Genomic DNA, 591 nt, shown 5'->3' on the forward strand with positions numbered 1-591 from the left:
GACGTTGAGCTGGTTTGTCCTCCGTCCGGAGATTTTCCAGACGGATTCTCGATCCTTGATTTTAAAATCAGTGAGTCCGGTAAGGAGATCATTAATTGCCCCATGGGGCAGTCTTGTTTAGAGAATAAAATTTCAAAAAAACGTAAGGAAACAAGCTCTTACTTTAACCGGGAAGCATGTGGCAACTGCCCTCACTCGCATGATTGCCCCGTAAAAATCACAAGACGGAAAGCCAAAGTCATCTGGAAGTGGAACAAACCAAGGATCGAGGCACGGCGGCTCATGTTCAAAGATGACGACGAAATCAAATCGCTTTATCGCCAGAGATCCGGTGGCGAAGCCCCGTTCAGCATCGCCAAACGAGTCCTGGGGCTGGAACGTACCCGGCGTCGTGGATTTGCAAAGAACAAGATGGTCATCGTTCTGACAGCAACCGCCCTCAATGTCCTCAGAATGCACCTCTGGGTTCATCTCCCGGGGAACTTGCACCGGTTTTTTATAATTTTACGTAACTTTTGGCTGAATTTTGTCCATTTCTGGCAAAAAGTAATAGCCGGGAATAATTTTGTGCTCACATCATGAAATTATCCG

General features: G+C 46.9%; 1 protein-coding gene. It reads left to right on the forward strand.

Going from position 1 to position 591, the window contains the following annotated elements; all coding sequences use genetic code 11:
• Positions 1 to 582 (forward strand): transposase (locus tag DPF_RS04900; RefSeq protein WP_141721060.1); only part of this gene is annotated, 582 nt, incomplete at its 5' end.
• Between the last annotated feature and the right edge of the window lie 9 nt (positions 583 to 591).

The organism is Desulfoplanes formicivorans (genome assembly GCF_001748225.1).
Taxonomy (GTDB): domain Bacteria; phylum Desulfobacterota; class Desulfovibrionia; order Desulfovibrionales; family Desulfomicrobiaceae; genus Desulfoplanes; species Desulfoplanes formicivorans.